Genomic DNA, 7,705 nt, shown 5'->3' on the forward strand with positions numbered 1-7,705 from the left:
GATGAGCCAAGCAAGAACAATACGTTTTTCTATTTTTCGTTTTGATCCGCAAGATCCTAACGACAAACCGAAAATGGTTAACTATGAAGTGACCGAAGCACCGGGTATGACAGTGTTTATTGCGCTGAACATGCTACGCGAGCAACAGGATCCTTCATTGCAATTTGACTTTGTTTGCCGAGCAGGTATTTGCGGCAGTTGCGCCATGGTCATCAATGGCAAGCCGACATTGGCATGCCGCACATTAACTGCCAATTACCCCAAAGGTGAGATCATATTAATGCCATTACCTGGGTTTGAATTAATCGGCGATTTGTCGGTTAACACCGGTAAGTTTATGCGCGAGTTGTCGGAGCGTTTACAGTTATGGTTGCAGCCCAATAGTATCGATAATGATATTCATCGCATGGAACAACCAATGGACCCAGATGAAGCCGCCAAACTTTATGAGCTTGAACGATGCGTAGAGTGCGGCGTGTGTGTATCAGCCTGTGCGACAAAACAAATGCGTGATACGTTTGTGGGCGCTGTGGGCATGATGAAAATAGCCCGTTTTGAATTAGACAGTCGCGATACCCGTACCGCTGATGATTTTTATCATGTGATAGGTAATCAAGATGGGGTGTTTGGCTGCATGACTTTACTGGGTTGCCAGGATGCTTGTCCTAAAGATTTACCCCATATGACTCAAATTGCGTATTTACGCAGAAAAATGGCATTGACCAGCCCAAATCGAATTTTGTAGTCAAATAACTTGAACATGGGTGAAGTCATCCAATATCAAAATGCCGCTAAACTCAATGAAGATAGCGGCATTTTTATCATGTCGACTATGTAAAGCAAATCTTCCTTAGCGCAGGCCAGCCTTTAATTTGACACATGTTCCACTAAAGAGGCTAACTTCATTAATTCAGCTAAATTATTAACGCTCAATTTTTCCATTAGTTTTGAGCGATGCACTTCGATGGTACGAACCGCGATACATAATGTATTAGACATTTGCTTGTTAGTATTACCGGCAATAATCAGATGAAATATTTGAATTTCTCGATCAGTTAAGGTTTCAATCAATTTAAGATTACTGAGCTTCCAGTATTGCTCGTTGCTGTAATCTAACCCTTTGCTGATTGCTTGTGATAGTAACAACCCCTGTACCGGTTTTTGAAAAAAGTCGAATGCGCCATTTTTGAATGCATCTACGGCCATCGGCACATCGCCATGACCCGTTAAAAAAATTACTGCCAATGGGCTGCGGGCTTCATTAAGTAATTGCTGCACTTCAGGACCCGTTAGTCCCGGCATTCTGGCATCTAAGATGACACAGCCAGGCTTAGTTAAATCGACACTGTTGAGAAACTGATGGCCTGAATTGAAGCTAATAATGTGATAATGATATCCGTCCATCAGATAGCTGATGGAATCAATTATAGCCTCATCATCATCGACAAGGTAAACAGGGCTTTTTGCTTGATGTTGCACCACATTTCCTTAAATCAGCAGCTTTGATACATGATAAGTATCTCAATTTGGTTATTTTAACTTACTTTTTTAGGGTAAATCATGAGTCGAATCACGTTGTGTTTAGGTCACACTATCGTAAGCTTGTCTATTATATTGTGATAGGACTGGCATGGTGCGATTAATATTCGGTTTGTTAGCATTATTAAGTGTTGCAACAGTTGCAGCCAAGCCTCAAGAACTGCACGTTGGCGTATTAGCGAATTGGGGATACCAACAAGCTGTAGAGCGTTGGCAGCCTATGATGGACTACTTAACAGAGCAAGTACCGGACGCAAATTTCCATGTTTACCCTGGGGATTTTGCTGCATTGCACCACGCAATGGAGCAAGGAAACATTCAATTTATTATTACCAATCCAGGGCAATACCTCGAGTTATCAAATCAATATCCGCTGTCTTGGTTAGCAACCATGCGTTCTCGTCGACATAATGGGGCGACGTCTGCTATTGGGTCTGCGATTATTGTTAAAGCCAGTAGTGATTATCGGACTATCTTTGACTTAAAAGGTAAGGTGGTTGCCGCCAGTGATCCCGACGCATTAGGGGGGTACCAAGCAACGATTGGTTTATTGCACCAGCTTGGTATGAGTGCTAAAGATTATTTCAGTGAAGTTAACTTTTTGGGTTTTCCGCTTGACCCATTGTTATACCAAGTGCGAGATAGCAATGTCGATGCAGCGATTACGCCTTTATGCACATTTGAAGATATGGTGGCGAGAGGATTGATTGTTGAGGCTGACTATCGAGTTCTCAATCCGAGTAAACCTAAAGGATTTGAGTGTCAATGCAGTACCAATCTTTACCCAAACTGGTCGTTTGCTGCTAATGAAAGTATCGATAGTCGGATCAGTAAAGCCATCACTCAAGCATTAATGAATTTGCCCGCAGAACATCCCGCAGCGGTTAAAGCACAATTAATGGGGTGGACATCACCCATTAGCCAGCTCAATGTGATCAAATTATTCAGCGATTTAAATGTCAAAGAATCAAATGAAAACCGTTGGGAAACCCTGACTAACTGGTTTAAGGATAATCGTCACTGGGGGCTTTTTGCCTTATTTATCTTTATTGTCGCGACCGTTTATCATCTGTGGATTGAATATCGATTCCATCAAAAAAGTGAATCTTTGATTGCCTCGGAACGGCAGCTAAAGCAGCAAGAAATCGCGTTAGAGCGGCTACAAAGCGCGGCGATTATAGGTGAAATTGGTGCGGGTTTGGCTCATGAAATTAATCAACCCATTGCAGCCATTACCAGCTACAGCGAAGGCGGTATTATGCGACTGCAAAGTCAGCAGCAACTAGATCACCTGGTCGCGATGGAATTGTTGGAAAAAATTCACAAACAATCTACTCGTGCCGGTGACGTGGTGCACCGAATTCGCGGGCTGCTAAAGCGCCGAGATGCGGTAATGAGTGATGTAAATATTCTGACTCTAGTCGATGAAAGTATTTCTTTATTAAGGCTTGAGCTTGGCCAACGAGAAATCCACATAGCTAAAAAAGTGAAAGGCGAGCCATTTTTTATTACTGCCGATGGGGTTGGTTTACTGCAGGTACTGATTAATTTGATCAAAAATAGTATTGATGCCATTAGTGAGGGCCAATCTAGCGAGGTTGGCAAAATTACCATCAGCATTGATTTTAAAGCGCAGCAAGTGAATGTAGCCATTCTCGATAATGGCCCTGGGCTAGTTGAAAATGTGGATGCGCTGATGGCGACATTTTTTACCACTAAAGAAGACGGGCTGGGTTTAGGGTTAGCCATCTGTAAAGATGTGATTAAAGAGCATGAAGGGCTATTTACCCTAAACAACTGTACCGATGGTCATGGCTGCTGTGCCACTATCATGCTCAAAAAACGTGGTAGCAAACAAAAAATTCAAGCTTAATTTATTCATTTTCAACAATATGTGGTTTACCACAATTGTAAAAAAACACTGCTTGTGATGGCTGTTTTTTGAACTGTGAGTCGTATCACAAACCCAGTTCGTAAACTGTCGATATGTGGTTTACCACAATATGGCTGCTTGTTGCTATGGCACACAATGACCCCAACGTAGAAGTAACCAAGGTTGGTTTCAGGGCCCCCCCCCTAAGTTCCAACACGGCTTACTTCTTTGACACTATTGTCAGTTGGGAGAGTAACCATGAAATTAAATCGGCGAACCTTTATCAAGGGGCTTGGTGCTGGCACTGCAGGTTGTGCTTTTGCAACCTTACCAGGCTCAATTGCTGCACTAGGTACAACAGAACTACAAGGCAGTGCTGAGTCTGTAGCCAGTATTTGTGAAATGTGTTCAACGCGATGCCCTATTTCTGCTCGTGTTGTTAAGGGTAAAAACGTTTCTATTCTTGGTAATAAAAAAGCCAAGTCATTTGGTGGTGCGGTTTGTGCTCGTGGCGGTGCGGGCCATAGCCAGCTTTACGATAAACAACGTATTGTTAAGCCACTAAAACGTATCGGTGAGCGTGGCGAAGGTAAGTGGGCTGAAATTGAATGGGATGAAGCCTATTCAATTATTGCTAAAAACCTTAATAAGATTAAAGCCGACTATGGCGCCGAGTCGGTTGCATTCTCTTCTAAGTCAGGGTCGTTAGCCGGTCATTTATTCCATCTTGCTAAAGCCTATGGCAGCCCCAATACCTTTACCCATGCATCAACCTGCCCAGCAGGATATGTCATTGCAGCTAAAGCCATGTTTGGCGATAAAATTAGCCGCGATTTAAGCAATGCAAAATACATTATCAACTTCGGTCATAACCTGTATGAAGGCATTAATATGTCCGAAACTCGGGGCATGATGAATGCGCAAATGGAGCAGGGCGCGAAGCTAGTGGTATTTGAACCGCGGTTTTCTATTGTGGCCGACAAGGCTGATGAGTGGTATGCCATTAAGCCCGGTACTGACGTCGCTGTGGCATTAGCCATTTGCCACACGCTGATCAAAGATGACTTATATGACAAAGCTTTTGTGGCTCAGTATGTTTCAGGCTTTGAGGCTTTTGCTGAAGAAGTTGAACAATACACACCAGAATGGGCCGAATCAATCAGCGATGTTCCGGCTGAAGATATTCGCCGTATTACCCATGAATATGCCGCAGCTGCACCGCACGCGTTAGTGGACTTTGGCCATCGTTCATCCTTCACCACCGAAGAATTTGAAATGCGCCGCGCCTTATATGCTGCCAACGTACTGATTGGCAATATTGAGCGAAAAGGTGGTTTATATTTTGGGAAAAAAGCGCCTAATTACAATAAATTTGCTGGGGAAAAAGCCGCACCAACGCTATCTAAACCAGGTGTAGCAAATATGCCTAAAATCGATGCAAAACGTATCGATATGGTGGATGAACAGTATTCACTGCTGTGGTCAGAAGGTGGCATGTATCAATCAATTCTTGATGCCAGCTTAGATGCGGTTCCTTATCAGTTACATGGTTGGGTGATGAGCCGCACTAACCCAATGCAGACATTGACTGATCGTGCACGTATTGTGAAAGCGATGCAGAAGCTCGATTTTATTGTGGCCTGCGATATTTATATTAGCGAAAGTGCTGCTTATGCAGACATCTTCTTACCGGAATCGACTTATCTTGAGCGTGATGAAGAAATCAGTGATAAATCCGGTAAAAATCCAGTTTATTATGTGCGTCAGCGTGTTGTTGAAACCATTGGTGATACTAAGCCTAGCTGGCTAATTTGGAAGGAGGTTGCCGACAAGTTAGGTCAGGGGGAATTTTTCCCTTGGGATAATATGGAAACCTTACAATTGTTTCAGGTCGACAAAGATGTCGCGCTGCTAAACCACATTAAGCGTGATGGTTGGGTAAGCTATGGTAAGCCATTAATGCTACGTGAACCTAGCATGGTTAAAGATTTTATTGCTACTTATCCCAATGCGAAAACCCCTGATAGCGATAACACCTATGCAAGTCACCTAAGCTTTAAAACCCCAACGGGCAAGATTGAATTAAGCTCGGATAAAGTGGAAGGCATCGCCCCTGGGCGCGGGGTGATTAAGTTCCGAGAAGTCAGTATGAAAAAAGCCGATGAGCTGTATTTCATTCAAGGAAAAGTAGCGGTTCACACTAACGCGGGGACTCAAAATGTGCCTATGTTAGCTAATTTAATGTCTGACAATGCCTTATGGATCCATCCGGTTACCGCTAAGTTACTAAATATTCAAAGTGGTGATGCTATTCGCATTTACAACGCGACAGGTAGCGAAGACGGCCATGCTTTAGTGACGCCTGGTATACGCCCTGACACGGTATTTGCCTATATGGGTTGTGGCTCAAAAAACAAGGAGCTAGCACGTGCAACGGGTAAAGGTGTGCACTGCGGTAACTTGCTTCCCGATGTTAAGTCTCCGGTGACAGGCATGTGTCTGCATACCACCGGCGTTAAAATAGCTAAGATTTAAGCGGAGTTCATTATGACTAAACGTTATGTTCTTGTGCACGATGAAAACAAGTGCATTGGCTGTCAGGCTTGCAACGTAGCTTGCCGCAGCGAAAATAATGTACCTGAGTCGGTGACCCGTCTTCAGGTACGCATCGAAGGACCTTACGGTAACTTCCCTCATTTACACTTTAAATACAACCGCGTGTCTTGTGAACAATGTGAAGATGCTCCTTGTGTGAAAGTGTGCCCCACTGGTGCGGCTTACGTGAATGATGATGGCATAGTGTCCATCAACGAAGGTAAATGTGTGGGATGTTTATATTGCGTCGCAGCATGCCCATATAAAGTGCGTTTTATTAATCCTGAAACTAAAGCACCGGACAAATGTGACTTTTGTAAAGAAAGCCGACTTGCTCGTGGTGAAGATCCGGCTTGTGTCAGCGTGTGTCCAACACAGGCTCTAACTTTTGGTGATGCAAACGATGTTAACTCTGAAGTGAGTAAGTTGTTAGACACCAAGCTGAACTACCAACATAAAGTGAATCTTGGAACAAAACCAAGGGTATATCGCATTCCTAGCCGTAAAGGAGGGATTAATGTATGAATAATATTTGGGGCTCAATGGAGCAATACGATCCCGTCGTATGGAATTGGATAATCGCAGTATATTTATTTATGGCTGGCTTATCTGCAGGTTCAATGCTGGTGGCGATTGGCCTGAAATGGTACCGACAAAAACGCGGATTACCGACTGAAGGTTTACCGGTCATTAAAGCCGCAGCAATTATTGGGCCGGTAGCGATTTCTTTAGGCATGGCGCTGCTGGTGCTAGATTTAACTAAACCGTTTGAGTTTTATCACATTCTGCTTAATTATAATCTCACCTCGGTGATGGCCTGGGGTGTTATTGCCTTACTTGTTTATATACCTTTGGTGTTTGTGTTTGCTGCTTTGATATTTGATAAAGAAGTCTTGCGCTATGCTCCTTGGTTGGCAGGAGGGTTAGATATTTGCCGAAAGTTAGAAAATAGCTTAAACAAACTGATCTTTGCTTTAGCTTTGGGGGTGGGTGTATATACCGGATTTCTATTGTCGGCATTAATTAGTTACCCGATTTTGAATACTGCGGTATTACCTGCACTGTTTTTAGCCTCGGCATTATCAGTAGGTTCTGCGGGGAATATTTTGGTGGCAACCTTGTTCTTTAGTAAAAAAGAATCTGATTGTATTGAGCAAGTTCACCGTATCGAATATCCCGTGGCGTTTAATGAAGCCTTATGTTTAGTGTTGCTGTTTGTTGGGCTTAATTTTTCCGGTACCGCAGCTCAGGCCGCAACAGCCGCAATTACGACAGGTGCTTGGGCGAGCGTATTCTGGATTGGTGTGGTTGGATTAGGCTTAATTGTGCCCGTTCTTGCGAGTACGTTAGCCCCCCAAAGCTGGAAACACAGCAAAGGGTTTTTAATCAGCGTGTCATGTAGCACCATTATTGGCGTGTTAGCTTTAAGACACTTCGTGGTATACGCAGGACAAAGTTACATTAGTTAGTCTGTACTATCAAAATAGTTGCAATGCCGCTTAGCCAAAGGTTAGGCGGCATTTTTATTTGTCATAGCAAACCATTAAAGATAAGCGAAGAAATTCAATGGTGTATTGTGGCAATCTCAATTATGACAGCAATAAAAAAACCACCGTTAAGGTTAATGCTATTCGGATAAGCATTACTGTTTATATTTAAGTGGATAGCGGCTAGGTATATAGAGCACTGATCGTGGAT

General features: G+C 43.3%; 6 protein-coding genes. 5 read left to right on the forward strand and 1 reads right to left on the reverse strand.

Annotation, left to right across the window (positions count from 1 at the left end; genetic code table 11):
* Position 1 precedes the first annotated feature (1 nt).
* Positions 2 to 745, forward strand: coding sequence for a fumarate reductase iron-sulfur subunit (locus ORI98_RS13395; protein ID WP_306135535.1), 744 nt, complete (start codon positions 2 to 4; stop codon positions 743 to 745).
* A 122-nt stretch (positions 746 to 867) separates the two neighbouring features.
* On the opposite strand, the gene ORI98_RS13400 is transcribed toward ORI98_RS13395, so the two are convergent.
* The gene (locus tag ORI98_RS13400) at positions 868 to 1,479 is read right to left on the reverse strand and encodes a response regulator transcription factor (protein WP_306135536.1); all 612 of its coding nucleotides are present in this window, start codon (positions 1,477 to 1,479) and stop codon (positions 868 to 870) included.
* A 151-nt stretch (positions 1,480 to 1,630) separates the two neighbouring features.
* On the opposite strand from ORI98_RS13400, the gene ORI98_RS13405 reads away from it, so the two are divergent.
* The 4 genes from ORI98_RS13405 (at position 1,631) to nrfD (ending at position 7,476) form a co-directional block, all read left to right on the forward strand.
* Positions 1,631 to 3,412, forward strand: a complete 1,782-nt coding sequence (locus tag ORI98_RS13405; RefSeq protein ID WP_306135537.1) for a sensor histidine kinase — start codon at positions 1,631 to 1,633, stop codon at positions 3,410 to 3,412.
* Between the two features lie 258 nt (positions 3,413 to 3,670).
* The gene (phsA, locus tag ORI98_RS13410) at positions 3,671 to 5,947 is read left to right on the forward strand and encodes a thiosulfate reductase PhsA (protein WP_306135538.1); all 2,277 of its coding nucleotides are present in this window, start codon (positions 3,671 to 3,673) and stop codon (positions 5,945 to 5,947) included.
* A 12-nt stretch (positions 5,948 to 5,959) separates the two neighbouring features.
* A complete protein-coding gene (locus ORI98_RS13415) occupies positions 5,960 to 6,532 on the forward strand; it encodes a 4Fe-4S dicluster domain-containing protein (RefSeq protein ID WP_261299875.1) in 573 nt (190 codons plus the stop codon).
* Complete coding sequence (nrfD, locus tag ORI98_RS13420) at positions 6,529 to 7,476, forward strand: NrfD/PsrC family molybdoenzyme membrane anchor subunit (RefSeq protein ID WP_261299876.1); 948 nt, start codon at positions 6,529 to 6,531, stop codon at positions 7,474 to 7,476. Before ORI98_RS13415 ends, nrfD begins: the two co-directional genes overlap by 4 nt.
* The last annotated feature ends 229 nt before the right edge of the window (positions 7,477 to 7,705 follow it).

Origin of the sequence: Shewanella sp. ULN5 (assembly GCF_030731885.1) — a bacterium.
GTDB lineage: Bacteria > Pseudomonadota > Gammaproteobacteria > Enterobacterales > Shewanellaceae > Shewanella > Shewanella holmiensis.